Genomic DNA, 25,691 nt, shown 5'->3' on the forward strand with positions numbered 1-25,691 from the left:
CATGTCCACCGAATCAGGTCGGCCAACATAGTTGTCTCGCCCGGCGCCGGTTCTCCCGCCGTGCACCCGTCATTGACCGCCTGCGCACGGTCGGCCCGGTCAGGGCGCTGGGACCGTGGCGGAGCGGATGGGCCAGCTCAGCCCGGACAGCGGTCGGAGGCACCTCACCACGGTTTGCCCCGGCTTCGCACCGGGGTGTCACGGCCGTGCACGAGAGCGCCCGCTGCTCATCGCGGTTCGGCGATGAGCGCGGGCCGCGTGGGCGGATGGTCGCGGAGGTGGCGGTCTCCTGGAGAGGAGTGGCCGTGGCCGGGCTGAGCCGCAGGCGGGCGAGGACGGCTGCGGTCACGACGAGCACCTCGGTCCAGGCGAAGGACTCGCCGACGCACTTGGGCGGCCGGCGCCGAAGGGGATGAATAGGGCTGGGTGGGCGCGGTTCCCAGGGCGGCTCCAGCGTTCGGGGTCGAATCGCATGGGTCGGGGTGGAACCGCGGGGAGCGGTGCAGGGCGGTCGGGCTGAAGAGGATCTCCGCCCCCGGGGGCAGGAGTGTGCCGCCGTAGTGCAGCGGCGCCACCGCCCGGCGCATCAGGATCCAGTTGGGGGTGTGCGGCCGGAGGGTCTCGCTGATCGCGTGCCCCGTGCGTTCCAGGCGCGGCAGGTCCTCCGGGGTCACGGAGCCGTCGGCGGCGACGGCGCGCACCGCCCCGCTCAGCTCGTCCTGCAGGTCCTGGCGCTGCGCGAGTTCGTGGCGCGCCAGCCAGGCCAGGCTCTGCTGGTCGGCCAGGTCGGCGTGGGGGTTCGTCAGGGAGGGGAAGGGACACCACAACTCGTTCGGCGTGCTGGGCGGTTGCTCGTCGCGGAGATCGGTCATCACTGTGTCGGCCTTGGTCTGGTTGCGGGCACGGCCGGCTTTCCCGGAACCGCGACGCTCATGGCGTTACCGGGCCGGCCTGCGCGAGGAGGCCGAAGCTAGTCCGAGCCGGGCGGGATCGGTGGACTGTGCGCGCATCCGTGGTTGTCTCCCAGCGCACCGCCGGTCGCCCCTCGCCCCGCCGTCGCCGCAGGGCCGACCGACGCGGCCGCCGGCCGCAGGACGAGAGGCGAGGCGGCCACAGCCACCGGTGCGAGTAAGCGGGCGAGCGAAGACCTGATGATCAGCATCGCGCCGGAAGCAACGGCCCAGGCCCGGCTCCCCCGCCGCGAGACCACCCGAACGCTCGCGCAACGGGCTTGGCTACGCGACGGCCGGGTCGCCGGACTGCACCGTCCTGCTGGGGACCGCCAAGGGTCGCAGGTTCGGATCCTGTCGTCCCGGCAGTGATGTCGGAAGGCCGTTGGCCGGGTTGACGCCCAGGTCAACGGGCTTTTGTGTGATGTGGCGTCAGATACGGAAAGGTGCTCGTTCGCATGCGGTTGGGGACCAGGTGGGGACCAGGCGCACCCCGGTGCAGTTCGTGGATCCACGCGGGGGCGGGCGTGGCGCGTGGGTGGGTAGACCCGTTCCAGTTCGGCACTGACCAGCTCGGCCGGGCCGAGCTGCGGTCTTGTGCTCGCCGAGTCGGAGGTGGCAACTGCCGGTCCGGCCGAGGATCTCGTCCCAGTTTTCCCTTGTCGCTGCACTCGCCGTGTCCCACACAGGTCGTGTCTCACGGAGGACCATCGCCGTTGGCGCCGCGAGTTCCCTCTGGCCGCGCCAGCGTGTTGCGTGACGATGCGTCAAGGTCGCTACCGGAGTTGGCGAAGTCACAGGGCGGCTGGAGGTCACCGTCCGCGCCTCGATTCGACAGGGGGACGGTGCCCGACCCGACCACCCGTCGACAGCGAGGAGAGCCCACCAGCGGCCGGTAGGGTTTACCCCCCGTCCGGCCGGTGGGTTCACGCTGCCGACCCGGCGCCGCCCGGTGCGACATCGTGGGGCCATGACCGATCGACATTCGAAAGCCGCCGGCCGCCCCTGCCCGGTCGGCAGGATGAAACGCAATCGCCGTATCAGCGCTGTCGCGGCGCTGGCGCTCGCCGCCCTCGTCACCGGAACCGGCGCCGGGTTCGCCGCCACGACCACACCGTCGGGCACACCGGTGGCCACGCACGCGCTCGGCACCGAACCGGCCACGGCCACCGCGCCCACGCGGTCCTTCCACGGCACGCTCCCCGCGCCGACCGGCCCCTACGCCGCCGGCGAGGACGTCATCCACCTCACCGACGCGAGCCGTCCCGACCCCTGGGTGCCGTCATCCGGCCCCCGCCAACTGACCGTCACGATGATCTACCCGGCCGTCCCCGGGACCGGGACTCCGGCCCCTTACATGACCCTCGGAGAGGCAGCCGGAGTCCTCCAGCGCCAGAAGACGCCGGCGAGCTCCGGCATCACCCCGCAGAACCTCGCCGGCGTCACCACCCACGCCTTCGACGGCGCGCGGCCGCACAGCGGCAAGCATCCGCTGGTGGTCCTCTCACCCGCGTACGAGAACCCGCGCATGACGCTCACCTCGCTCGCGACCGACCTGGCCAGTCGCGGCTACGTCGTCGCGCTCGTCGGCCACACCTACGAGGACAGCGGCGAGACGCTGGCGAACGGCCAGACGCCGCCGTGCGCGATCTGCGACGGCCCGGCGGGGCTCGACTTCGACTCCGTCGCCGCCGGCCGCGCGCTGGACGTGTCCTTCGTGATCGACCAGTTGACGCACGGCAATACCTCGTGGCGCCTGGCACACCTCATCGACAAGCACGAGATCGGCATGGCCGGACACTCCCTCGGCGGAGCGGCGGCCGCCGCCACGATGATCGCCGACCCGCGAGTACGGGCCGCAGTGAACATGGACGGCACCTTCCACCCGGTCCCGATGCCCGGCCGGATCAACCGGCCGTTCCTCATGCTGGGTACGGCCGACAACCATCCGGTCGTTGGCGACAACTGGGGGCAGGCCTGGGCCGCCCTCGGCGGCTACAAGAAGTGGCTGACGGTCGCCGGCGCCGACCACTTCAGCTTCAGCGACCTGGACCTCCTCCTGGAGCAGGCCGGGTTCCCGACGCCGCCCCTCTCCCCGGAACGCGGGGTGGAGATCACCCGCGAGTACGTGACAGCGTTCTTCGGCCAGACGCTGAAGGGGATCCACAGTCCGCTACTGGACGGCCCCTCGCCGAACAATCCGGAAGTACTCTTCCAGCACTAGCCAGGCGCCGGCAGCGCGGCCTGCTCGAATCGGGCCCCCGGCGTTGTCGCGGCCACCCGCGGCCGCCCGGGGGCCTCATCGCTGACGGCCGTCCCTCTCGTCGTCCGGCCACTTGCGGGTGTCGCGGGGCTCGACATAGGGCTCCTCGGCCGACGACATGCCCCCCTGGATGGCGCGTTCGCGGGCCAGCTCGGCGTCAAACTCCAGGCCGAGCAGAATCGCCAGGTTCGACAGCCACAACCACACGAGGAAGATGATCACCCCGGCGAGGGTGCCGTAGGTCTTGTTGTAGGAGCCGAAGTTGGCCACGTACAGGGCGAAGCCGCCCGAGAGCAGCATCCACAGCAGCACGGCCAGCACACTGCCGGGCGAGATCCAGCGAAAGCCCCGCCCGCGCACGTTCGGCGCCGCCCAGTACAGCACGGCGATCATCAACACCACCAGGACGACCAGCACCGGCCACTTCGCGATCGCCCACACGGTGAGCGCCGTGTCGCCCAGGCCCAGGACGTCGCCGACCCGCTTCGCCAGCGGACCGGTGAACACCACGATCACGGCGCTTGCCGCCAGCAGCACCATCATCAACAGGGTCAGGCCCAATCTGAGCGGCGTGACCTTCCACGCGGGCCGGCCCTCACGGATGTCGTAGACGGCGTTCGCCGCACGCGTGAACGCCGCCACGTACCCGGAGGCGGACCACAGCGCGCCCGCCAGGCCCACCACGGCCAGAACGCCGCCGGTGCTACGGCTGCCCTGCAACTGAGTGACGGCCGAGTGCAGGATCTCCCGCGCGGACCCGGGGGTGAGCCTTTGCAGGTTGTCCAGGACCTGGTTGGTGGCCGAGCTGCCCACCAGACCCATGACCGACACCAGCACCAGCAGCGCAGGGAAGATCGCCAGCACACCGTAATAGGTGAGGGCGGCAGCACGGTCCGGCAGCTCATCGTCCAGGAACTCCCGCCCGGTGCGCCTCAGCACAGCGAACCAACCGCGCCCCGGAACGTCGGTCGGGCCCTTCGGAGCGGCCTTCTCGCCGCCCGGGCCGGGGGCCCGCGGCTCGTCGCCGGTCACGCCGTGCGTACGTCTGCGAAACAGTGCCATGACCGGCGTCTGTCCGAACAGCCGGCGACTATTCCCGCCCGATGCCACTCAGCCCGTCGGCCGGCCGGCCGACGGGCGGCCGCGGCCCCGGTGACGGCTCGGCCGGGGGCGGCGTCAGAGGGCCAGGACGCGGACGGCGTTCTCCTTGAGGATCAGGGGGCGGACCTCCGGCCTGATGTCGAGGGCGTCGAAGTCCGCCAGCCAGCGGTCGGGCGTGACGACGGGGAAGTCGGAGCCGAACAGCACCTTGTGCCGGAGGAAGGAGCCGGCCGCCTTCACGAGCTGCGGCGGGAAGTACTTCGGCGACCACCCCGACAGGTCGATGTAGACGTTGGCCTTGTGCGTGGCGACGGAGATCGCCTCGTCCTGCCAGGGCACCGACGGGTGCGCCAGGACGATCGTCAGGCCGGGGAAGTCGGCGGCGACGTCGTCCAGGAGCATCGGGTCGGACCAGCGCAGCTTGATGCCGCGCCCGCCGGGCAGGCCCGCGCCGATCCCGGTCTGCCCGGTGTGGAACAGGGCGGGGACACCGAGTTCCTGGATCGCCTCGTAGAGGGGGTAGTGCTCGCGGGCGTTCGGCGCGAACGCCTGGAGGCTCGGGTGGAACTTGAATCCGCGGACGCCGTGGTCGAGGACGAGCGAGCGGGCCCGGGCGACGGCGTCCGGCCGGTGCGGGTCGACCGAGCCGAACGGGATGAGGACGTCGCGGTGGGCGGCCGCCGCCTCGGCGATCTCCTCGCTGGACAGGGCGGGGTGGCCCAGGCCCGTGGTGGCGTCCACCGTGAAGATCACGGCGGCCATGCGGCGCTCACGGTAGTACGCGGCCAGGCGCTCCACGGTCGGGGTGCGGTCCTGGCCGGACTTGAAGTAGGCGGCCGAGGCGTCCATCAGCTCCGCGTCGAGCGCGAGATGGCCGTGGGCGTCCTGCTCCACGTGCACGTGGAAGTCGATGGCGATCGGATCGGTGGGGTTCATCGGAGTGCTCACAGGTGGTCGGTCCGGTTCTTGGCGTCGAGGAGGAGGGAGAGGAGGGCGTCGCGTTCCGCGACGAGGTCGGCCTCCGCGGTCCCGGCCAGCTCGTCGCTGACGCCTTCGGTGATCGCGCGGGTCAGCTCGGGGGTGAGGCGCGGTGTGCCGAGGTCGGCCCACCACTCCTCCATGGGCGGGCCGAGGTGTTCCAGGACGTGCGCGATGCCGCCCGCACCGCCCGAGAGGTGCTGGTTGAGGAAGGGGCCGAGCAGAGCCCAGCGCAGGCCGGGACCGTGGGCGATGGCCGCGTCGATGTCGGCGACGCTCGCCGCGCCCCGCTCGACGAGGGAGTACGCCTCCCGCCAGAGCGCGGCCTGGAGCCGGTTCGCGACATGGCCGGGCAGTTCCCGGCGCAGCCGGATCGGGTGGCGGCCCAGGCTGCGGTAGAAGCCCATGGCCTCGTCGACGGCGGCCTCGCCGGTCCGCTCGCCCGGCACGACCTCGACCAGCGGGATGAGGTGGGGCGGGTTGAACGGGTGCCCCACGAGGACCCGTTCGGGATGGGCCGCGCAGGCCCGCTGGATCCGCGACGGCGGCAGCCCGGAGGAACTGCTCGCCAGGATCGTCCCCGGTGGGGCCGCGGCGTCGAGGACGGCGAAGACCTCGTCCTTCAGCTCGGGACGCTCCGGGCCGTTCTCCTGGACGAAGTCGGCGTCCGCGACGGCCTCGGCGAGGTCAGGGGTGAACGACAGCCGGCGCTGGTCGGCGGCGACGGCCGCCCGGAGCCGCTCCTCCGCGCCGGGCGCGGGATCGCTGGCGACGACCTCGTGCCCGTGCAGCAGGAAGAGCGTGGTCCAGGAGGCCCCGATGACCCCGGTGCCGACGACGGCGACCTTCACGACGTGCTCCCGTGCCCGGTGCCGGCGGCCCGCCCGGCGGCGTACGTGACGAACGCGGTCAGCGAACGGGGGTCGGCGAGGACGTCGGCGCTGGCGACGGACTCGGGACGCGCGCCGAGGAGGATCCGCTTGACCGGCACCTCCAGCTTCTTGCCGGTGCGGTTGCGCGGGATGGCCGGTACCCGCTCGATGACGTCCGGGACGTGCCGCGGCGACAGCGCCGAGCGCAGCGCGCGGGCGATCCTCGTGCGCAGGGCGTCGTCCAGGTCCGCGGGGCCCGCGACGAAGAGCAGCAGCTCGCCGTTGCCGCCCTCGGGGTCCTCGATGTGGACGACGAGACTGTCCTCGATCTCCGGCAGGTCCTCGACGACGGCGTAGAACTCGGCGGTGCCGAGCCGGACCCCGCCCCGGTTGAGGGTGGCGTCGGAGCGTCCGGCGACGACGCAGTGGCCCTCGGGGGCGAACCGCACCCAGTCGCCGTGCCGCCACACGCCCGGGTACTCCTCGAAGTACGCCGCCCGGTAGCGGGAACCGTCGCTGTCGCCCCAGAAGCCGACGGGCATCGACGGCATCGGCTCGGTGATCACCAGCTCGCCCAGCTCGCCGACGACCCGCCGGCCCTCGCTGTCGTAGGCGTACGCGGCGACCCCGAGGCAGGGGCCGGAGATCTCTCCGGCGCGCACGCTCTGGAGCGGGCTGCCCTGGAGGATGCCGGTGCAGACGTCGGTGCCGCCGCAGCCGACGTTCAGGAGGACCTGGTCCCCGAACTGCTCGGCCACCCAGCGGAAGCCGTCGGCGGCGAGCGGGCTGCCCGCCGCGCCGAGCTGCCGCAGCCGCGACAGGTCGAACTCCTCGGCGGGCCGGATCCCGGCCTTGCGGCAGGCCATGAGGTAGCCGGGGCTCACACCCATCAGCGTCGCCCCGGTCTCCTCCGCTATCCGCCACTGCTCCCGCAGGTCGGGGTGGACCGGATTGCCGTCGATCATGACGATCGAGGCGCGCACGAGCAGCGCCGAGACCAGGGTGTTCCACAGCATCCAGGCGGTCGTGCTGAACCAGAGCATCCGGTCGCCCGGCTTCAGGTCCCAGCTCAGCGCGTTGTTCTTCAGGTGCTCCAGGAGGATCCCGCCGTGCCGGTGGACGATCGCCTTGGGGATGCCGGTGGTGCCGGAGGAGAAGAGCACGAACAGCGGATGGTCGAACGGCACGGGCTCGAAGGACAGTCCGGCGGACTCGGTCAGCAGCTCCGTCCAGCCCAGCGCGTCGGGGAGGGCGTTCGGTCCGTACGGGACGTGGACGACCCGCTCCACGGTGGGCAGCAGGGAGGCGATCTCCGCCACCTCGGTACGGCGGTCGATGTCGCGGTCCCCGTAGCGGTATCCGGCGACGGTCAGCAGCACCTTCGGTTCGAGCTGGGCGAACCGGTCGACCACGCTGCGCGGGCCGAACTCCGGTGCGCAGGCGGCCCAGACCGCGCCGATGCTCGCGGTGGCGAGGAAGGCCACCAGCGTCTCCGGGATGTTCGGCAGGTAGGCGACGACCCGGTCGCCCTTGCGGACGCCGAGGCGCAGCAGCCCGGCGCGTGCCCGGGCGACCTGGTCGCGGAGTTCGCCGAAGGTCAGCTCGACCGGCGCCCGGGTCTGGGAGCGGGCGACCAGCGCGACGGCGTCGAGGTCCTCCTCGCGGCCGAGCGCGTGCTCGGCGTAGTTGAGGGTCGCGCCGGGGAACCACTCGGTGTCCGGCATGGACCTGCGGCCCAGGGCGGCGGTGGGCGGGGTGTGCGGGCGGACGTCGAAGAACTCCCAGACCGACGACCAGAAGCCGTCCAGATCGGTGACGGACCACTGCCACAGGCTGTCGTAGTCCGCGAAGCCCAGCTGCCGCTCCGACTCCAGCCAGCGGAGGTAGCGGCCGATCTCCGAGTCGTCCCTGACCGTCGGGCCGGGGGTGCTGAGGACCTCGCTCATCGGGCGTCCTTCCCGTGGGAGCCCTGTCCGGCGGCGACCTTCGCGGCGCGGCCGTCCAGGAACGCCCGCATCCGCTCCTGGGCGTCGCGGCTGCCCGCGGCGACAGCCGACATGAGGGATTCGAGCAGCAGGCCGCCGGCGGGCGACGCCTCGGCGATCCGGGGGAGTGCCTGGAGGACGGCGAAGTTGGTCAGGGAGGCGTTGGCCGCGATCCGCTCCGCGAGTTCCAGGGCCCGGGCCCGCGCCCCGCCCTCCTCGGTCAGGTACTGCGAGAGGCCGGCGGCCTGGCCCTCGGCGGCGTCGAGGACGCGGCCGGTGAGCATCATGTCCGCCATCCGGTGGGCGCCGATCAGCCGGGGGATCCGGACGGAGCCGCCGCCGCCGACGAAGAGTCCGCGCTGTCCCTCGGGCAGCGCGTAGAAGGTGGACGGCTCGGCCACGCGGATGTGCGCGGAGGCCGCGAGTTCCAGGCCGCCGCCGATCACCGCGCCCTTGAGCGCGGCCACCACGGGGACGCGCCCGCCCTCGATGGTGTCGAACACGCGGTGCCACATGAGCGAGTGCTCCAGCGCCTCCTCGGTCGAGCGCTCGGTCAGCTCGCCGAGGTCGAGCCCGGCCGAGAAGTGGTCGCCTTCGGCGTCCAGGACGACGGCGCGGACGTCCGCGCCCGGCTTCCGGAAGAACTCCTCGACGCGCAGCACGGTGGCGTCGTCGAGGGCGTTGCGCTTGGCGGGGCGACGGAGCGTCAGCACCGCCACCCCGTCGCGGTGTTCGATGGAAATCGTGCTCAAGGGAAGGCTCCTCAATTCGCTGGCGGTCGGGCACCGCGGATGCACCTGCCCCGGTGCCGGGGCAGGTGGGGATGGTCCGGCCGGGGTGGACCTCGTCGTCCGCCGCCGCCCGGTGCGGGCGGCGGCGGGCACGTGACGCCGACCGTCGACGAGGTGCACGACCGCCGGCAGGCGCAGGCCGACCACCCCGGCCATCGAGCCCGGGCCGATCCCGGTGCTGCTGGTGGCGGCGGGGGTGGGGGAAGTGCGAGTCATGAAACCGGGGGCGACAGGAAACGTCAATGCCGTTGTCATAAGAAGACCGGGGTCGGCGGCCGGACGACCGTCAGCCGACCCCGGTCGCCGCCTCGGAGCGCCGCGTCAGCTCTGCTGCCCGAACGCCCGCATGCCCCTGGTGCGGGCGATCCCCGACGCCGCGTCGGAACCGAGGAGGTCGAGGACTTCGCGGGCGCGGTCCGGTCGGACGGAGGAGGCCGGCACGGCCCCGCCGAAGACCGATTCGATCTTGGTGTCGCCCGGCAGCGGGCCGACGACGACGACGCCTGGCAGGTCCATCAGCTCGCTGTGCTGCTGGAAGGCCAGATCGGCCCGGCCGGACGAGAGCAGGCTGCCGGCGGGCACCCCCGCCGGTGCCTGGACGAGCCGGTCCGACAGCGCTTCGGCGAGCCCCAGCCGGGTGATCAGTTCGACGAGAGCCGTCCCGCTGGGACCGGTGGAGTACGCGATCCTCTCCGCGGACAGGAGAGCGGCTCGCAGGTCGGACTCCGCGTCGAACGCCGGAACCGGCGTTCCGTCCGGGACGGCGGCGACGACCTGGGAGACCCACAGCGGGCGCGCCGTGTCCCCCAGGAGGTGCCCCTCCTCCTCCAGTTCGGTCAGTGCTCCCTCGGCGAGGACGAGCAGATCGGCCTCGGCGCCCTCGCGCACCCGCCGCGCGATCTCGACCCCGCCGGCGGAGTCGAAGCGCACGGCGATGCCGTGGGTGTGTCGGATGTGTTCGGAAAGGTCGGTCAGGATCGGCCGTGTCGCCATCGAGGACAGCCCGGAGATCTCCTGGTTCACATCGCCTCCTTGAGTTCGGCAGATGGTACGACGTGCGCTCAGGGGCTCGACGCCGGTCTGGGACACTGGCCGGATGAGCACAACCCGAAGTACGGCAGCCGGCAAGGTCCTTGAGGTCCTCTCGACCTTCGACCGTGAGCACCCGTCGCAGACACTGTCGGAGATCGCCCAGCGTACGGGCATGGCCTTGAGCACCACGCACCGAGTGATCACGGAGCTGGCGGGATGGGGAGCGCTCGAGCGCGCGGAGGACGGGTCGTGGCACGTCGGGCTGCGCCTGTGGGAGATCGCCTCGGGGTGTCCCCGGACCCAGATCCTGCGCGATTCGGCGCTGCCGTTCATGCAGGACCTCTACGAGGCGACCCACGAGAACGTCCAGCTCGCGGTGCGCGAGGGCACGGAGCTGGTCTTCGTGGAACGGATCGCGGGGCACCGGTCGGTGGAGGTGGTCACGATGGTCGGATCGCGGTTCCCCGTCGTCTCCACCGGGATGGGGCGGGTGCTGCTGGCGCACGCGCCCCGGGAGATCCAGGAGGAGGTGCTCGGATCGCCGCTCCGGGCCTGGACCCCGCACACCGTCACCGACCCGAAGGCGCTGCGGGCGCAGCTGGACCGGATCCGCCGCGAGCAGGCCTTCGTCAGTGACCGGCAGCTCTCGGAGCGCTCCGTCGCGGTGGCCGCGCCGGTGCGGATCGGCCGGTCCGGCCCGGTGAGCGCCGCCCTGGGGATCGTCGTCGCGGCGCAGGGCGCGAGCCGGGCGCGCGGGCTGCGCGAGCCGCTGCTGAGGGCGGTGCGGGGCATCTCCGAGGAACTCGGCAGGCGGGCCCGGACGGCGGTCTGAAACCCGGGGCGGCTTCCGCCTGACGGAAAGAGGGGCGACCGGTCGAGGGCCCGGATGCGAGCGTTCGGGGTGTTCGAAACCCCGCGCCACCGTTCAGGAGATGCCATGGCCGATGCCGTCGTCGACACCGTTGCCTCGGTCCCAGTCGCCGTCGTCGGGGCCGGCCCAGCCGGACTGATGCTGGCCCACCTGCTCGGGCGCGCCGGTGTCGAGACGATCGTGCTCGACACCCGCACCCGGCGCGAGATCGAGACGACGCACCGGGCCGGCATCCTCGAAGCCGACGCGGCCCGGGACCTCGTGGAGACCGGAGTCTCCGAGCGGATCCTGCTCGACGGTCACGAGCACGAGGGAGTCGAGCTCCGGTTCGGCGGCCGGCCGTACCGCGTCGACTTCAAGAAGCTGGTCGGCGCGTCGGTGTGGCTCTACCCGCAGTCCGACGTGTTCGTCGACCTGGCCGACGCCCGGGAGCGCGACGGCGGCACGGTCCACTTCGGTGTCAGGGAGACCGAGGTCCTCGACGTGACGACCGACGCTCCCCGGATCCGCTGGACCGCGCCCGACGGGACCCGCCACGAAGCCCGGGCGCGGTACGTGGTCGGCGCGGACGGGTCGCGCAGCATGTGCCGCGACCTGGTGCCGGAGGACCGGCGGGTGCGCTACGGCAAGGAGTACCCCTTCGCGTGGTTCGGCATCATGGCCGAGGCGCCGATGAGCGCACCCGAGCTGGTCTACGCCCACTCCGAGCACGGGTTCGCGCTGATCAGCCAGCGCACCGAGACCGTGCAGCGAATGTACTTCCAGTGCGCCCCCGACGAGCCCGTGGAGGCCTGGTCGGACGACCGCATCTGGGAGACGCTCCAGGCCCGGGTGGCCGGCGAGGACGGGTTCCGGCTCAAGGAGGGGCCGATCCTGGAGAAGACGGTGCTGCGGTTCCGCTCGTTCGTTCAGGAGCCGATGCGCTGGGGCTCGATGGCGCTGGCGGGCGACGCCGCGCACACCGTACCGCCGACCGGCGCCCGCGGGCTGAACCTGGCGCTGCACGACGTGAAGGTGCTCGCCGGCGTCCTGCTGCGGGCGCTCGGCAGCGAGGGCGCGACCGCGCTGGACGACTACCAGCCGCGCGCCCTCCAACGGGTCTGGCGGGCACAGAACTTCTCGTACTGGATGACCCGGCTGCTGCACACCGCGCCCGGCGCCACGCCGTTCGACCTGCGGCGTCAGCTCGGCGAGCTCGACAACGCGGTGGGCACCCGGGCCGGCCGCACCTTCCTCGCCGAGCAGTACACCGGCTGGCCCACCGCCGCCCAGGACTGACCCGGACGCCCTTCAGGAGAGCACACATGATCATCGACTGTCACGGTCACTTCACCACCGCACCGCCGCAGTTGGCGCAGTGGCGGGACCGGCAGGTGGCGGCGGCCGGCTCCGCCGACGACGCGCCCGACCCCGACGACCTGGTCATCACCGACGACGACCTGCGCCGGGCGATCGAGGGCAACCAGCTGCGGCTCATGGACGAGCGCGGCAGCGACCTGACGATCTTCTCCCCGCGGGCCAGCTTCATGGCCCATCACATCGGCGACTTCGCGGTCTCCTCGGTGTGGGCACGGATCTGCAACGACCTGGTCCACCGCGTCAGCACGCTCTACCCCGACCGCTTCGCGATGGGCGCGATGCTCCCGCAGTCGCCCGGCGCCGACCCCGCCACCTGCCTGCCCGAGCTGCGCCGCGCCGTCGAGGAACTCGGCGCGGTGACGGTCAACCTCAACCCCGACCCGTCGGGCGGCCGGTGGAGCGCACCGCCGTTGACCGACCGCAGCTGGTACCCGGTCTACGAGGCGATGGCCGAGTACGACATCCCCGCCATGATCCACGTCAGCACCTCGTGCAACCCGGCCTTCCACACCACCGGTGCCCACTACCTCAACGCCGACACCACGGCGTTCATGCAGCTGCTCCAGGGCGACCTGTTCGCCGCCTTCCCGACGCTGCGGTTCGTGATCCCGCACGGCGGCGGCGCGGTGCCCTACCACTGGGGGCGGTTCCGCGGCCTGGCGATGGCGCTCGGCAAGCCGGATCCGGAGACGCTGCTGGACAACGTCCTCTTCGACACCTGCGTCTACCACCAGCCCGGCGTCGACCTGCTGACCCGGGTGATCCCCAGCCGGTCGGTCCTCTTCGCCAGCGAGATGATCGGCGCGGTCCGCGACATCGACCCGCGCACCGGCCACCACTTCGACGACACGAAGCGGTACGTCGACGCGACGCCGAACCTCTCGGACGAGGAGCGGGCGGCCGTCTACGCCGGCAACGCCCTGCGCGTCTACCCCCGCCTCGCCGCGCGCCTCGCCGCCGGCCGCTGACCCGAGGAGAAGAAGGCATGGAACACACCGAGATCGGTGTCGTCCACACGGCGATCACCCGCGCCGACCCCGAGACCGTCGCCGCGCTGTCGGAGTTCGGCGTGGCGACGATCCACGAGGCGATGGGCCGGGTCGGACTGATGCGCCCCTACCTGCGTCCGGTCTACCCGACGGCGCGCACCTGCGGCACGGCCGTGACCGTGTTGCTGCAGCCCGGCGACAACTGGATGCTCCACGTCGCCGCGGAGCAGATCCGCGAGGGCGACGTCGTCGTCGCCGCCTGCACGACCGAGAGCGAGGACGGTTTCTTCGGAGACCTGCTCGCCACCTCCTTCCGCGCCCGGGGATGCCGGGGCCTGGTCATCGACGGCGGCGTGCGCGACGTGGCCGAGCTCGAGGAGATGGACTTCCCGGTCTTCGCGCGGTCGATCAACGCCAAGGGCACGGTCAAGGCCACCCTCGGCTCGGTCAACGTGCCGGTGGTCTGCGCCAACGCCCTGGTCCGGCCCGGCGACGTCGTCGTCGCGGGCGGCGACGGCGTCGTCGTCGTGCCGCGCGAGCGGGCTGCCGAGGTCGCCGAGGCGGCGGCCAGGCGCGACGCGGGCGAGGCGGGCAAGCGCGCGAGGTTCCGCGCGGGCGAACTCGGCCTGGACATCTACGACATGCGCGGCCCGCTGGCCGCGCTCGGGCTGCGGTACGAGGACTGAGGATGACGACGGCCTTCGAGAAGACGCCCGGCTGGCTGGACTGGTACGCCGGTCCGAGCCGCCCGGAGTTCCGGCTGCCCGCGGGCGCCGTCGACGCGCACTGTCACGTCTTCGGGCCGGGCGCGGAGTTCCCGTTCGCCCCCGAACGCAAGTACACCCCGTGCGACGCGTCCAGGGACCAGCTCTTCGAGCTGCGCGACCACCTGGGCTTCGCCCGCAACATCGTGGTCCAGGCGACCTGCCACGGCGCCGACAACAGTGCCATGGTCGACGCCCTGCGGGCATCGGGGGGCCTGGCCCGCGGGGTGGCGACGGTGCGCCCCGGGATCCCCGACGCGCAGGTGCGGGAACTGCACGAGGCCGGTGTGCGCGGCGTGCGGTTCAACTTCGTCAAGCGGCTCGTCGACGCCGCGCCGCAGCAGGACCTGTGGGACGTCGTCGAGCGGATCCGACCGTACGGCTGGCACGTCGTCGTCTACTTCGAGGCGGCCGACCTCCCCGACCTGCGCGAGTTCCTCCTCTCGATCCCGGTGCCGCTGGTCGTCGACCACATGGGCCGGCCCGACGTCACCAAGGACCCGCACGGCCCGGAGTTCGAGTCCTTCCTGGACTTCATGCGGGCCCGGCCCGACATCTGGTGCAAGGTCACCTGCCCGGAGCGGCTGTCGGTGAGCGGCCCGCCGGCCCTCGACGGGGAGCGGACGGCCTACCGCGACGTCGTCCCGTTCGCCCGGCGCGTGGTCGAGGAGTTCCCCGACCGGGTGCTGTGGGGCACCGACTGGCCGCACCCGAACCTCACCGACCACATGCCCGACGACGGCCTGCTCGTCGACTTCGTGCCGCACATCGCGCCGACGCCGGAGCTGCGGCACAGGCTCCTCGTCGACAACCCGATGCGCCTGTACTGGCCCGAACCGGCCTGAGCCGTCCCACGAACGGAGGACCCACCCATGTCGCTGGACAAGAGCTACAAGCTGGTCCCGGGGACGACCGTCTTCGACGCCGAGCAGTCCGCCAAGGGCTACCACCTGAACCAGTTCTGCATGTCCTTGATGACGGCCGAGAACCGGGACCGCTACCTCGCCGACGAGCGCGCCTACCTGGACGCGTGGCCACTGCGGGAGGAACAGAAGCAGGCGCTGCTCGACCGCGACCTCAACGCCGCGATACGCGAGGGCGGCAACATCTACTTCCTCGCCAAGTGGGGTGCGACGCTGGGGCTGTCGTTCCAGCAGATGGCAGGCTCGATGACCGGCATGACCGAGCAGGACTACCGCGACATGATGGTCGCCGGCGGCCGCTCCATCGCCGGCAACCGGATCGACCACGCCGTCCTCGAAGCGGCGCACACCGACCGGCGGTCGCCGCGGGGACGGGCCGTCATCACCGGCGCGGTGTTCACCTCGCACGTACCGGCGATCGGCGCGGCGATGGACCACCACAAGACCGACGAGCCCTACTGGCGGCCGGTCTTCGAGGGCTACGAGTTCTCCAAGCAGTGGGAACGGGACAACGTCCCCGACGTGGTCTTCCTGGTCTACAACGACCACGCCTCCACCTTCGACCTGTCGATGATCCCGACCTTCGTGCTCGGCACCGGCGCGGCCTACCCCACCGCCGACGAGGGCTACGGACCCAGGCCGGTCCCCGGGATCGAGGGCGACCCGGAGCTGGCCGCGCACATCGCGCACTCACTGATCCGCGACGACTTCGACCTCACCCTCGCCAACGAGATGACCGTCGACCACGGCCTGACCGTGCCGCTGTCGTTGATGTTCGGCGACGTCGAGCGGTGGCCGTGCAAGGTGATCCCGTTCCACGTCAACGTGGTGCAGTACCCGGTGCCTTCGGGCGCGCGGTGCTTCCGACTCGGCCAGGCGCTGCGCAGGGCCATCGAGTCCTACGACAGGCCGCTGAACGTCCAGGTGTGGGGCACCGGTGGCATGAGCCACCAGCTCCAGGGGCCGCGTGCCGGCCTGATCAACCGGGAGTGGGACAACGCCTTCCTGGACCGGCTGATCTCGGACCCGGAGGGCCTGGCCCGGGTGCCGCACCTGGAGTACGTCGAGGAGGCCGGCTCCGAGGGGATCGAGCTGGTCATGTGGCTGATCGCCCGCGGAGCGATGAGCGATGTCGACGGCTCGGGCCGTACAGAGGTCAAGCACCGCTTCTACCACGTGCCGGCGTCCAACACCGCCGTCGGCCACCTGATCCTTGAGAACCACCCGGTGGGCGAGAGGCCCGCCGAGAAGGAGTGACGACATGACCGACGAGCAGACCGTCCGGATCGCCCTGGTCGGGGGCGGCGCCTTCGGCGCCAAGCACGCGGCCGCGCTGCGCCGGATCAAGGGCGTCGAGGTGACCGCCGTGGTCAGCAGCAGCCTGGAGAAGGCGCGGCGGTTCGCCGAGGAGCAGGCCGTGGGCCGCGCCGTCGCCACGCTGGAGGAAGTGCTGGCGATGGACGACGTCGACGCGGTGATCCTCGCGACGCCCACCCAGATGCATGCCGGGCAGACCCTTGCCTGTCTGGAGGCGGGCAAGCACGTCCAGGTCGAGATCCCGCTGGCCGACTCGCTGGCCGACGCCGAGGCCTGCGACGCGGCGCAGCGACGTACCGGGCTGGTCGCCATGGTGGGACACACCCGGCGCTTCAACCCCAGCCACCAGTGGGTGCGGCAGCGGATCCAGGCCGGGGACTACCGGATCCAGCAGATGGACGTGCAGACCTACTTCTTCCGCCGCGAGAACCTCAACGCACTGGGCCAGGCACGTTCCTGGACGGACCACCTGCTGTGGCACCACGCCGCGCACACCGTCGACCTGTTCGCGTACCAGGCCGGGGCCCCGATCGTGCAGGCCAACGCGATCCAGGGACCGATCCACCCCGAACTCGGCATTGCGATGGACATGTCCATCCAGCTGCGTGCGGAGAACGGGGCCATCTGCACGTTGTCGCTGTCCTTCAACAACGACGGTCCGCTGGGCACCTTCTTCCGCTACATCGGCGACACCGGCACCTACCTCGCACGTTACGACGACCTGTTCACCGGCAACGACGTGCCGATCGACGTGAGCGGGATCGACGTCTCGATGGACGGCATCGAGCTGCAGGACCGCGAGTTCGTCGCCGCCATCCGCGAGGGCCGCGAGCCGAATGCGTCCATCGCCCGGGTGCTGAACTGCTACCGGACGCTGGCTGCCCTCGAGGAGCAGCTCGCGGCCGCCGCCTCGTGACCGCGGCGAAGACCTCGGCTCCGGGCCGCCGCGTGTCGCGGCGGCCCGGGCCGTTCGAGGTCCCGGCGGTCGGCCCGACGAGGCTCTCGACGCGGCAGGACGGGTGCTGAACGCCTCGACCGTGCACGGGGCCCGCTACAACGAGGCGACCCCCGTCGGGATCGACATCGAGCGCTGCGGGCGGGCAGGCTGAAAGCCGGGCCGGGGGGCGGGACCGACGTGTCGTCGGTTCCGCCCCCGGCCCGGCTCTTCGGCTCCCGCGTGACGGGCGGTCCCGTGAACCGACGTCACGCGGCGCACGCGCGGCTCGACGGTCCGGTCAGGAATCGAAGCCGAGGCCGAAGCGGTCGAGGGTGCGCAGCCAGAGGTTGCGGTGGCCGGCGTTGGCGTCGGCGCGGGTGAGGGCCCACTGGGTGATGCCGATGCCGATCGAGCGGGCGGGTTCGGGCGGGAAGGGCAGGGGCTTGCGGCGGACCATCTCCAGGGCGGTGCGTTCGGTGCGGGCGCCGGCCAGGAGGTCGAGCATCACCTCGGCCCCGAAGCGGGTGGCGCCGACGCCGAGGCCGGTGTAGCCGGCGGCGTAGGCGACCCGGCCGTCGTGGGAGAGGTCGAAGAAGGCGCTGAACCGGGTGCAGGTGTCGATGGCGCCGCCCCAGGCGTGGGTGAAGCGCAGGCCCTCCAGCTGGGGGAAGGTCCGGAAGAAGTGCTGGGCGAGGGTGGCGAAGGTCTCCGGCCGCTGGTCGCGTTCGGCGCGTACCCGGCCGCGGTACTGGTGGATCACGTCGTAGCCGCCGAACAGGATGCGGTTGTCGGCGGAGAGCCGGACGTAGTGGAAGTGGTTGGCGCTGTCCGAGAAGCCCTGGCGGCCCCGCCAGCCCACCGAGGCGAGCTGCGCCTCGGTCAGCGGTTCGGTCATCAGCGCGTAGTCGTAGACCGGCACGGTGTACGGGCGGTGGCGGCGCAGCAGCGAGGGGAAGGCGTTGGTGGCGAGTGCGACGTGGCGGGCGCCGACGCGGCCGTACGGGGTGCGGACGGTGATCCCGCGCGGGGAGTCGGTGAGGCCGGTCGCGGGGGTGTGTTCGAAGATCCGCACGCCCTGGTCGAGGCAGGCCTGCCTGAGGCCCCAGGCGAGGCGGGCGGGGTTGAGCATGGCGACGCCCTCGCGGTCCCACAGGGCGCCGAGGAAGGTGGGGGAGTCGATCTCGGCGCGGACGGCCGCGCGGTCCAGGAAGTCGAGCGGGCTGCCGTAGCGGGCGGCGAGTTCCGCGAACTCGTGCAGCCCGCCGACCTGGTAGGGCTCGGTGGCGATGACGAGGGAGCCGGTGCGCTCCCAGTCGCAGTCGATGCCGTGGCGCTTGACGGTGTCCTCCATGGCCTGGAGGTTTGCGGCGCCGAGCCGCTCCAGGACGTCGAGTTCGCCGGGCCAGCGCTGGTGGCCGTTGGCGAGGCCGTGGGTGAGGCTGGCCTCGCAGAAGCCGCCGTTGCGGCCGGAGGCGGCCCAGCCGGTCTCCTGGGCTTCGACCACGACGACGTCGAGCGAGGGGTCGCGCTCCTTGGCGATGAGCGCGGTCCACAGGCCGCTGTAGCCGCCGCCCACCACGAGCAGGTCGCAGCGCACGTCGCCGACCAGGGTGGGGGCGGGCGCGGGCCGGTCGGGGTGGTCGAGCCAGAACGGTACGGGCTGGGCGTCCCGGAGGGCGTGGACGGGGTCGGCCATGGCGGTGGCTCCTTCGGTGCATGGCTGCGGTGCGCGGAGGCCCCGGGCCTCCGTGTGCCGCCATCAGACCGTCGCGCCGGACTCAACGTCAATGGCGTTGACATAAGCGCCGCCGCTCGGCGGACGTGGGCTCGATCCGGTCCGGGATCCGGGGGCGATGGCCTCGGCGCCCGGCTGGTGGTGGTGCGATCAGGACCCGGCGGGATGCGGCGGCAGGCCCGATCCCGCGGTGGACAGCCCCCGGTACAGCCGGTCCAGGTACCGGCGCAACTGCTCGGTCATGTCCACCGACTCCGGGTCGAGCACCCACTGCAGCTGCAGCCCGTCCATGACCGCCAGCAGCTGCCGCGCCTCGGCCGCGCAGTCGGTGTCGGCGTGCAGCTCGCCGCTGTCCACCCCCCGGCGCAGTGACTGCGCGGCGTCGGTGACCAGGGTGCGGTAGCGGCGGGCGAAGAAGGCGTGCGCCGGGTGGTCCGGGTCCCCGGACTCGCCGACCAGGGCGTTGAACATCCGGGTGCGGCCGGGCCGGCGGCTGTTGTGGGCGGTCAGGGCGAGCAGCCGGTGGAACCACTCGGCGACGGTCGCGCACTCCTGCGCGAAGAACCGCTCGGTGTCGTGCTCGTCGCTCGCCTCCAGCACCGACACCAGCAGGGCTTCCTTGGTGCGGAAGTGGTGCAGCAGACCGCCCTGGGTGATGCCGACGTCCTTGGCGATCCGGGCGAGCGAGGTGGCGTGGAAGCCCCACTGCGCGAAGTGCTCGACGGCGGCGTCCAGGATGCGCGAGCGCCGCTCGTCGCCCACCGCGTACGTGCCGCGTGCCGAGCCCCTGCCCGTGCCGCGGGTCGCCGACCCGTCCCTGACATCCATGACTGTCACCTTAGCCACTGGATCGCACGCCCAGGCCGGGTGTGACCTGGGCCACATGTCGAAAACCTACTGCCTACTCGGTTTTCGTGGTTCGCTGTGAGCGCACCCGGGCCGGCGCCCTGAGCCGCCCGGTCGGCCCCCACCCGCCCGCCGACCGGAGCCGAGCCTCGCCGTCCCCCGGGCCCCTCCCCGACTTCCCGACGCACGGGACCTGTGGCCACCCAGGAGGCCGGTCATGACCACCACCGACACCGCCGACGGCGCCCGGAGAGACGGGGCCGAGAAGCCACCCCCGATCGCCGGCGGCCGTCGGCTGCTGCCGATGCTCACCCTCGGCAACGCCGCCATGTATCTGGTCTACCTGGGCATCGGACAGGTCCTGCTGCCCGCCCAGATCGAACTCCTCGACCCCGACGGCAAAGTGAGCAGCCTCGGCCTGGTCTCCGGCGTCGCCGCGGTCTTCGCGACCCTCTTCAACCCGCTGGCCGGCCTGCTCTCCGACCGCTCCCGCCGCCGCAACCCGTGGATCCTCGGCGGCGGCCTCGCCGCCTTCGCCACCCTCGCCCTGCTCGGGCAGGTGCGCACGATCCTGCTGGTCACCATCGCCTGGTGCCTGGTCCAGGCCGCGATGAACGTCTACCAGTCCGCACTCACCGCGGTCGTCCCCGACCGCGTTCCGGCCGGACGCCGGGGGCTCGCCTCCGCGATGGTCGGCATCGGCACCCCGATCGGCTCGGTCGTCGGGGTCACCCTGGCCACCCGCTACGTCCCCGACTCCGTCGGCACCGGCTACCTGGTGACCGGCGCGGTGATCGCCCTGACCGCCGTGCTGTTCACCGTGCTGGTCCGGGAGGAGAAGCTGCCGCCGGTGGAAGCCGTGCCGCTGCGCCGTCAACTCGTCGCCTTTACCACGACGCTGCGGGCCGCGGACTTCCGCTGGGCGTTCATCGGCCGCTTCCTGATGATGCTCGGCTTCTTCGCGGTCTCGCTGTTCCAGTTCTACGTCCTGCAGGACCACATCGAGCTGCCCGACGGCATGGACGCGGCCGGCGCCCAGGCCGTGCTGGCACCCGTCGACGCCGTCTCCACCCTGGCCGCCACCGCCCTCGGCGGCTGGCTCTGCGACCGGCTCGGGCGGCGCAAGCCGTTGATCGCGGTCTCCTGCGTGCTGGCCGCCGCCACCATGACCGTCCCGGTGCTGCTCCCGGACTGGACCGGCATCCTGCTGTACACCGTGCTCGCCGGGATCGCCTTCGGCTGCTTCATGGCCGTGGACACCGCGCTGGTCACCCTGGTGCTGCCGAGCGCCGACGACGCCGCCCGCGACCTCGGCGTGCTGAACATCGCCAACGCCGGGCCGCAGATCATCGCGCCCTTCGTGGCCTCACTCGTGGTCGGCGCGGCCGGCTACGACGCGCTGTACCTGGTCGCCGCGCTGATCATCCTCGTCGGGGCGCTCGCGGTGGCTCCGATCAAGACCGTCCGCTGAACCCCCCGTCCGTCTCGAACCTCCCTGGGAGACCCCGCACGTGCGCACCACCACCGCCGCCGTCCACCCGTACCAGGACCCGTCCCGGCCCGTCGACGAGCGGGTCACCGACCTGCTGGCCCGGATGACCCTGGAGGAGAAGGCCGGCCTGCTCTTCCACACCATGATCCCGATGCACCAGGACGGCCGCCCGGTCGAAGCGACGGACGGGGACGACACCGAATTCCCGGCCGACACCACCGGACTGATCCGCGATCAGGGGCTGAACCACTTCAACCTGGTCGGCACCGCGGGCCCCCGGCAGCTCGCCGAGTGGCACAACGCCGTGCAGGAGATCGCCGCCGGCACCCGGCTCGGCATCCCCGTCACCGTCTCCACCGACCCCCGGCACTCCTTCACCCTCAACATCGGCGCCTCCATCCACGCCGGCGCGTTCTCCGCCTGGCCCGAGGCGATCGGCCTGGCCGCGGTCCGCGACCCCGAACTGGTCCACCGCTTCGCCGACATCGCCCGCCGGGAGTACCTGGCCGTCGGCCTGCGGGTCGCCCTGCACCCGCAGATCGACCTCGCCACCGAGCCGCGCTGGTCCCGCCAGACGGGCACCTTCGGCGCCGACGCCGCGCTCACCTCGGAACTCGTCCAGGCCTACATCCGCGGCTTCCAGGGCGAGCGCCTCGGCAAGGACAGCGTCGCCACCATGGTCAAGCACTTCCCCGGCGGCGGCCCCCAGAAGGACGGCGAGGACCCGCACTTCCCGCACGGCAAGGAGCAGGTCTACCCCGGCGGGATGCGCGAACTGCACCTCGCGCCGTTCCGCGCCGCCATCGCGGCCGGCGCCGCGCAGATGATGCCGTACTACGGCCAGCCGATCGGCACCGACTGGGAGGAGGTCGGCTTCGGCTTCAACCGGGGCGTGGTCACCGGCCTGCTCCGCGAGCAGCTCGGCTTCGACGGCATCGTCTGCACCGACTGGGGGCTGCTCACCGACGACGAGATCTTCGGCGAGCCGCACCAGGCAAGGGCATGGGGCGTAGAACACCTCACCGTCGCCGAGCGCGCGGCCAAGGCGCTGGACGCGGGCGTCGACCAGTTCGGCGGCGAGGAGTGCCCCGAGGTGATCGTCGACCTGGTCCGCTCCGGCCGGATCGCCCAGGACCGGATCGACCACTCGGTGCGGCGCCTGCTGCGCGAGAAGTTCGTCCTCGGCCTCTTCGACGACCGGCGCTACGTCGACCCGGACGCCGCCGGGGAGATCGTCGGCAGGGCCGAGTTCCGGGCCGCGGGGGCCGCCGCCCAGCGCCGCTCGCTCACCGTCCTGACCAACCGCGACCGCACCCTGCCCGTCAAGCGCACCGCCCCCCGCCTCTACACCGAGGGCCTGGACCGCGCGACCGTCTCCCGCTACGGTCGCCTCGCCGCCACCCCGGCCGAGGCCGACCTCGCCGTCCTGCGGCTGTTCACCCCGTACGAGTACCGGGCGAACCGCTTCGAGTCGATGTTCCACTCGGGCCACCTCGACTTCCCCGAGGCCGAGTCGGCCGCGATCCTGCGGGTGCTCGACGCCGTTCCCACCGTCGTGCTGATCAACCTCGAACGGCCCGCCGTCATCCCGGAGATCGCCGAACGGGCCGCCGCCGTGATCGCCGACTACGGCGCGAGCGACGAGGCGATGCTCGACGTCGTCTTCGGCCGCGCCCGCGCCGAAGGACGGCTGCCCTTCGAACTGCCGCGCTCGATGGCCGCCGTCGAGGCCTCCCGCCCGGACGTCCCCCACGACACCGTCGACCCGGTCTTCCCGTACGGAGCCGGGCTCGACCTGACCCAGCCCGCCCCGGAAGGACACGATGGATGAGAGCCGTCGCCCGAAGACTCATCGCCGTCACCGCCGCCTCGGCCGTACTGGCCGGCGGAGTCACCGCCTCGGCGGCCGAGCCGGCCCCTTCGACGGCCCGACCGCTGGCCGGCCTGCGCGTGCTGCTCACCAACGACGACTCCATGCGGGCCGCCAAGGCCTCGAACTCCGACGGCCTCGGCCTCTACGAACTCCGCCGCGCCCTCTGCGCGGCCGGGGCGGACGTCGTGGTGATGGCACCCTGGCAGGTGCAGTCCGGCAAGGGCACCGCCGTCACCAACGGCGGCACCCTCACCCTGAGCCACCGCACCGACCTCCCGGCCGGCTACCGGAACGACTGCGGGGGAGCACCCTCCGGTGCCCCGGTCTACGGCGTCTGCCTCGCCGCCGGCCCCTGCGCCCCGGACAGCCCGAGCGCCACCCCCGCCGACACCGTCAAACTCGCCCTGCGAGCCGGCCTCGCGGCCAAGGCGGGCTGGACGGACGGCCCCGACCTGGTGGTCACCGGCATCAACTCCGGCCCCAACGTGAGCGCCCAGGTCAACGACTCCGGCACGGTCGGTGCCGCCCTGGCCGCCATTGAGGAGGACGTGCCGGACGTCGCCCTCTCCTCGGTGGGCGACGACAGCGGCGCCTTCTTCCCGCTCGCCGACTACCGGGCGACCGCCGACTTCGCCGCCCGCCTGCTGGCCGGGCTGCGCACCCGGGGCCTGTTCAGCACCCACTTCGCGCTCAAGGTCGACTACCCGGACGTCACCGGCGGCCGCCCCGCCGGGCCCGCCCGCTGGACCACCGTCGGCCACGGCCGCGAGATCTGGCAGGCCTACGAGCCCGCCGGCGCCGACAGCTTCGCCATCACCCTCGGGCTCTGCGAGCACGGACCCGGCGACGCCTGCACCGAGACCGTCCCCGACGCCGACGCGCTCGCCCTGCTGCGCGACGGCCGGATCTCCGTCACCCCCGTCACCCCCGACCGGACCTACGGTGTCCGCACGGCCGACCCCCAGGAGCTGAACCGGCTCCGGCACTACATCGACCACGAGGCGCCGCGCCCGTGACCCCCACCGGAGGACCCGCATGACCGCCCCGACCCCGCAGCACCCCGTCGTCCCCACCCGCCGGGGCCCGGTGCACGGCGAGCGCCGCGCCGACGGCAGCGTCCGCTTCCTGGGCATCCCGTACGCCCAACCGCCGGTCGGCGAGCTGCGGTTCGCCGCCCCCGTGCCGGCCCGGCCGTGGACCGAGGCGCTGGACGCCACCGCCTACGGGCCGACCGCGCAGCGCCGCCCGTTCGGTGAGGTCACCACCATCCCCGAACCGACCATCCCGGGCGCCGGGATCCTCAACCTCAACGTGTTCACCCCGGATCTCGCCCCGGCGGCCGGCCTGCCGGTACTCGTCTGGATCCACGGCGGCGGCTTCGTCGCCGGCTGCTCGGCGAGCCCCTGGTACGACGGCGCGGCCTTCAACCGGGACGGCGTGGTCGTGGTCTCGATCGGCTACCGGCTCGGCATCGAGGGCTTCCTCCACCTTCCCGACGCCCCCGACAACCGCGGCGTACGGGACTGGATCGCGGCGCTGGAATGGGTACGGGACAACATCGCCTCCTTCGGCGGCGATCCCGCGAAGGTCACCGTCGCCGGACAGTCGGCCGGCGGCGGCGCCGTTCAGACGCTGCTCGCCACGCCCGCCGCCCGGGGCCTGTTCCGCGCCGCGATCTCGGCCTCCGGCGCGGTGATGCGCCCGCAGGACCGGGCCACCGCCGAGGCCGTCAGCCGGGCGTTCGCCGAGCGCACCGGCGTGCCCGCCACCGCGGCCGTCCTCCGGGACGCCACCGACGCCGAGCTGCTCGCCCTCCAGGACGCGCTCGACGCCCCAGGCCCGGCCCGCGACGAACTGCCCGCGCTGCTCCTCGCACCCTTCACCGACGGCGAGTTGGTGCCCCGCCCGGTGCCGGAGGCGCTCGCCGACGCGGACGTCCCGCTGCTGCTCGGCTTCACCGCGCACGAGTTCGCCGCCCCGGCCGATGCGGCCGCGCCGGCCGCTGAGGGTGAACTCTGCGGCCTGCTGGTCGACTTGGGTCTGGACGACAGCCGCGCCGCACGGTTCCTCGCCGAGCACCCGGACGCGGCCGCCGGCGACGCGATCACCGACTGGCTGTTCCGCGGCCCCGCCCTGGCCGTCGCCGAGGCCCGCACTGAACGCCAACGGCCCACCTGGCTCTACCAGTTCGACTGGTCCGGCAGTGCCCCCGGCCGGACCGGCCAGGCCTACCACTGCAGTGACCTGCCCTTCGCCTTCGACCTCCTGCACGCCGAGGGCGTCGAGGCCGCCCTCGGAGCCCACCCGCCGCAGGCACTGGCCGACGCCGTCCACGCCGCCTGGGTCGCCTTCGTCCGCGACCTCGATCCCGGAACCGCCTGGCCCCCGTACGGGGACGGCCGCTCCACCATGCGCTGGCACGCCGAACCGCGACCGGAACGCGACCCGCTGCGCACCGTCCGGGAGGTCTGGCTCACCTGACCCGGAGACGGCCGGAGGCGCTCGGACCGTCCCGCCCCGGGGACGGACGCCCTCCGAAGTGCTGCCGTCATGTTCCCGCCAGTGCGGGATTCCGACCTGACGGACGGCTTCTCCGGAGGGCGCACTTCGACA

General features: G+C 72.6%; 21 protein-coding genes. 12 read left to right on the plus strand and 9 right to left on the minus strand.

Annotation, left to right across the window (positions count from 1 at the left end):
• Positions 1-227: 227 nt before the first annotated feature.
• Complete coding sequence (locus tag ACWDBE_RS17980; RefSeq protein WP_449808509.1) at positions 228-872, minus strand: cytochrome P450; 645 nt, start codon at positions 870-872, stop codon at positions 228-230.
• 1,099 nt (positions 873-1,971) lie between these two features.
• Here ACWDBE_RS17980 and ACWDBE_RS17985 point away from each other — a divergent pair.
• Complete coding sequence (locus ACWDBE_RS17985; protein WP_449808510.1) at positions 1,972-3,174, plus strand: alpha/beta hydrolase; 1,203 nt, start codon at positions 1,972-1,974, stop codon at positions 3,172-3,174.
• A gap of 75 nt (positions 3,175-3,249) precedes the next feature.
• On the opposite strand, the gene ACWDBE_RS17990 is transcribed toward ACWDBE_RS17985, so the two are convergent.
• The 6 genes from ACWDBE_RS17990 to ACWDBE_RS18015 all read right to left on the minus strand — a co-directional run bounded on the left by ACWDBE_RS17990 (position 3,250) and on the right by ACWDBE_RS18015 (position 9,963).
• Positions 3,250-4,245 carry a YihY/virulence factor BrkB family protein gene (locus tag ACWDBE_RS17990; protein WP_449792275.1) on the minus strand — a complete coding sequence of 332 codons (996 nt, stop codon included), beginning with the start codon at positions 4,243-4,245 and terminating at the stop codon, positions 3,250-3,252.
• 144 nt (positions 4,246-4,389) lie between these two features.
• Positions 4,390-5,250: an amidohydrolase family protein gene (locus ACWDBE_RS17995; RefSeq protein ID WP_449792274.1), complete on the minus strand. Its 861-nt coding sequence runs from the start codon at positions 5,248-5,250 to the stop codon at positions 4,390-4,392.
• A gap of 8 nt (positions 5,251-5,258) precedes the next feature.
• Positions 5,259-6,143 (minus strand): 3-hydroxyacyl-CoA dehydrogenase NAD-binding domain-containing protein, encoded by an 885-nt coding sequence (locus tag ACWDBE_RS18000; RefSeq protein WP_449808511.1) that lies wholly within the window; start codon positions 6,141-6,143, stop codon positions 5,259-5,261.
• Entirely contained in the window at positions 6,140-8,110 is a 1,971-nt protein-coding gene (locus tag ACWDBE_RS18005) for an acetoacetate--CoA ligase (RefSeq protein ID WP_449792272.1), read from the minus strand. Before ACWDBE_RS18005 ends, ACWDBE_RS18000 begins: the two co-directional genes overlap by 4 nt.
• Positions 8,107-8,901: a crotonase/enoyl-CoA hydratase family protein gene (locus ACWDBE_RS18010; protein WP_449808512.1), complete on the minus strand. Its 795-nt coding sequence runs from the start codon at positions 8,899-8,901 to the stop codon at positions 8,107-8,109. The genes ACWDBE_RS18005 and ACWDBE_RS18010 overlap by 4 nt, the downstream gene beginning before the upstream one ends.
• 360 nt (positions 8,902-9,261) lie before the next feature.
• Positions 9,262-9,963, minus strand: coding sequence for a substrate-binding domain-containing protein (locus ACWDBE_RS18015; protein WP_449808513.1), 702 nt, complete (start codon positions 9,961-9,963; stop codon positions 9,262-9,264).
• A gap of 73 nt (positions 9,964-10,036) precedes the next feature.
• On the opposite strand from ACWDBE_RS18015, the gene ACWDBE_RS18020 reads away from it, so the two are divergent.
• The 7 genes from ACWDBE_RS18020 (at position 10,037) to ACWDBE_RS18050 (ending at position 17,111) form a co-directional block, all read left to right on the plus strand.
• On the plus strand, positions 10,037-10,804 hold the full coding sequence (locus ACWDBE_RS18020) for an IclR family transcriptional regulator (RefSeq protein WP_449792269.1): 768 nt from the start codon (positions 10,037-10,039) through the stop codon (positions 10,802-10,804).
• Positions 10,805-10,909: 105 nt separating this feature from the next.
• Complete coding sequence (locus ACWDBE_RS18025) at positions 10,910-12,121, plus strand: 4-hydroxybenzoate 3-monooxygenase (protein ID WP_449808514.1); 1,212 nt, start codon at positions 10,910-10,912, stop codon at positions 12,119-12,121.
• Between the two features lie 26 nt (positions 12,122-12,147).
• A complete protein-coding gene (locus ACWDBE_RS18030) occupies positions 12,148-13,170 on the plus strand; it encodes an amidohydrolase family protein (protein WP_449792267.1) in 1,023 nt (340 codons plus the stop codon).
• 17 nt (positions 13,171-13,187) lie between these two features.
• On the plus strand, positions 13,188-13,877 hold the full coding sequence (ligK, locus tag ACWDBE_RS18035; RefSeq protein ID WP_449792266.1) for a 4-carboxy-4-hydroxy-2-oxoadipate aldolase/oxaloacetate decarboxylase: 690 nt from the start codon (positions 13,188-13,190) through the stop codon (positions 13,875-13,877).
• Positions 13,878-13,879: 2 nt separating this feature from the next.
• Positions 13,880-14,800, plus strand: a complete 921-nt coding sequence (locus ACWDBE_RS18040) for an amidohydrolase family protein (protein WP_449792265.1) — start codon at positions 13,880-13,882, stop codon at positions 14,798-14,800.
• A 27-nt stretch (positions 14,801-14,827) separates the two neighbouring features.
• The gene (gene ligA / locus ACWDBE_RS18045) at positions 14,828-16,135 is read left to right on the plus strand and encodes a protocatechuate 4,5-dioxygenase subunit alpha (protein WP_449792264.1); all 1,308 of its coding nucleotides are present in this window, start codon (positions 14,828-14,830) and stop codon (positions 16,133-16,135) included.
• Between the two features lie 4 nt (positions 16,136-16,139).
• Entirely contained in the window at positions 16,140-17,111 is a 972-nt protein-coding gene (locus tag ACWDBE_RS18050) for a Gfo/Idh/MocA family oxidoreductase (RefSeq protein WP_449792263.1), read from the plus strand.
• Positions 17,112-17,430: 319 nt separating this feature from the next.
• On the opposite strand, the gene ACWDBE_RS18055 is transcribed toward ACWDBE_RS18050, so the two are convergent.
• Positions 17,431-18,828, minus strand: coding sequence for an NAD(P)/FAD-dependent oxidoreductase (locus ACWDBE_RS18055; protein WP_449808515.1), 1,398 nt, complete (start codon positions 18,826-18,828; stop codon positions 17,431-17,433).
• Positions 18,829-19,017: 189 nt separating this feature from the next.
• A complete protein-coding gene (locus ACWDBE_RS18060) occupies positions 19,018-19,695 on the minus strand; it encodes a TetR/AcrR family transcriptional regulator (RefSeq protein WP_449808516.1) in 678 nt (225 codons plus the stop codon).
• 235 nt (positions 19,696-19,930) lie between these two features.
• On the opposite strand from ACWDBE_RS18060, the gene ACWDBE_RS18065 reads away from it, so the two are divergent.
• From ACWDBE_RS18065 to ACWDBE_RS18080, 4 genes are read left to right on the plus strand one after another with little or no spacing between them, the layout of a single operon-like run.
• Positions 19,931-21,184 carry an MFS transporter gene (locus tag ACWDBE_RS18065; protein WP_449808517.1) on the plus strand — a complete coding sequence of 418 codons (1,254 nt, stop codon included), beginning with the start codon at positions 19,931-19,933 and terminating at the stop codon, positions 21,182-21,184.
• 40 nt (positions 21,185-21,224) lie between these two features.
• A complete protein-coding gene (locus ACWDBE_RS18070) occupies positions 21,225-23,036 on the plus strand; it encodes a glycoside hydrolase family 3 protein (RefSeq protein WP_449808518.1) in 1,812 nt (603 codons plus the stop codon).
• Positions 23,033-24,094 carry a 5'/3'-nucleotidase SurE gene (gene surE / locus ACWDBE_RS18075; RefSeq protein WP_449808519.1) on the plus strand — a complete coding sequence of 354 codons (1,062 nt, stop codon included), beginning with the start codon at positions 23,033-23,035 and terminating at the stop codon, positions 24,092-24,094. The genes ACWDBE_RS18070 and surE overlap by 4 nt, the downstream gene beginning before the upstream one ends.
• 19 nt (positions 24,095-24,113) lie before the next feature.
• Positions 24,114-25,559, plus strand: a complete 1,446-nt coding sequence (locus ACWDBE_RS18080) for a carboxylesterase/lipase family protein (RefSeq protein ID WP_449792257.1) — start codon at positions 24,114-24,116, stop codon at positions 25,557-25,559.
• Positions 25,560-25,691 lie beyond the last annotated feature (132 nt).

This window comes from Kitasatospora sp. NPDC001132, assembly GCF_053598415.1.

Coding starts and splice junctions, on each gene's coding strand:
- ACWDBE_RS17980 (WP_449808509.1), bottom strand. CDS start 872: ATGACCGATCTCCGCGACGAGCAACCGCCCAGCACGCCGAACGAGTTG.
- ACWDBE_RS17985 (WP_449808510.1), top strand. CDS start 1,972: ATGAAACGCAATCGCCGTATCAGCGCTGTCGCGGCGCTGGCGCTCGCC.
- ACWDBE_RS17995 (WP_449792274.1), bottom strand. CDS start 5,250: ATGAACCCCACCGATCCGATCGCCATCGACTTCCACGTGCACGTGGAG.
- ACWDBE_RS18005 (WP_449792272.1), bottom strand. CDS start 8,110: ATGAGCGAGGTCCTCAGCACCCCCGGCCCGACGGTCAGGGACGACTCG.
- ACWDBE_RS18020 (WP_449792269.1), top strand. CDS start 10,037: ATGAGCACAACCCGAAGTACGGCAGCCGGCAAGGTCCTTGAGGTCCTC.
- ACWDBE_RS18025 (WP_449808514.1), top strand. CDS start 10,910: ATGGCCGATGCCGTCGTCGACACCGTTGCCTCGGTCCCAGTCGCCGTC.
- ACWDBE_RS18030 (WP_449792267.1), top strand. CDS start 12,148: ATGATCATCGACTGTCACGGTCACTTCACCACCGCACCGCCGCAGTTG.
- ligK (WP_449792266.1), top strand. CDS start 13,188: ATGGAACACACCGAGATCGGTGTCGTCCACACGGCGATCACCCGCGCC.
- ACWDBE_RS18040 (WP_449792265.1), top strand. CDS start 13,880: ATGACGACGGCCTTCGAGAAGACGCCCGGCTGGCTGGACTGGTACGCC.
- ligA (WP_449792264.1), top strand. CDS start 14,828: ATGTCGCTGGACAAGAGCTACAAGCTGGTCCCGGGGACGACCGTCTTC.
- ACWDBE_RS18050 (WP_449792263.1), top strand. CDS start 16,140: ATGACCGACGAGCAGACCGTCCGGATCGCCCTGGTCGGGGGCGGCGCC.
- ACWDBE_RS18055 (WP_449808515.1), bottom strand. CDS start 18,828: ATGGCCGACCCCGTCCACGCCCTCCGGGACGCCCAGCCCGTACCGTTC.
- ACWDBE_RS18060 (WP_449808516.1), bottom strand. CDS start 19,695: ATGGATGTCAGGGACGGGTCGGCGACCCGCGGCACGGGCAGGGGCTCG.
- ACWDBE_RS18065 (WP_449808517.1), top strand. CDS start 19,931: ATGACCACCACCGACACCGCCGACGGCGCCCGGAGAGACGGGGCCGAG.
- surE (WP_449808519.1), top strand. CDS start 23,033: ATGAGAGCCGTCGCCCGAAGACTCATCGCCGTCACCGCCGCCTCGGCC.
- ACWDBE_RS18080 (WP_449792257.1), top strand. CDS start 24,114: ATGACCGCCCCGACCCCGCAGCACCCCGTCGTCCCCACCCGCCGGGGC.